At 63.8% G+C, this 376-nt stretch carries 1 pseudogene; it reads right to left on the bottom strand.

What is annotated here, in order from left to right:
* Positions 1-151: 151 nt before the first annotated feature.
* Positions 152-376: pseudogene (locus AC1D0P_RS31815) on the bottom strand (branched-chain amino acid ABC transporter permease); the annotation flags it as partial.

Here is a 376-nt window from a genome sequence, read left to right as displayed (position 1 = left end):
CCCATGAGCAGATTCAAGCCCAGGATGGCGATGGCATAGGCGATTGCGACCGCCACCTGTTGGAGCGCGTAACCCGGGGCGAAGACCGGGATCAGGATCGCCACGATCGCGAAGAAGCCGAACTTTGCCGCAACGGCACGGAATCCGTCATTCATAGTTTCGTCACCTTGTAGGAACCGAACAGGCCGACGGGCTTCACCAGCAGGATGAGCAGCGTCAGCGCGATGGGAACCGCGATGCGCATGTCGGCGCCGATGAATGTGAGGTAGCTTGCGCCCAGGCTTTCGGCGACACCGACGGCGAGGCCGCCGACGATCGCGCCGAGCGGGCTGTCCCAGCCTCCGAGCGTGGCGGCGGCAAGGCCATAGAACAGGAT

The organism is Polaromonas sp. P1_G2, assembly GCF_056405515.1.
This window is presented reverse-complemented; position numbering and strand designations above follow the sequence as displayed.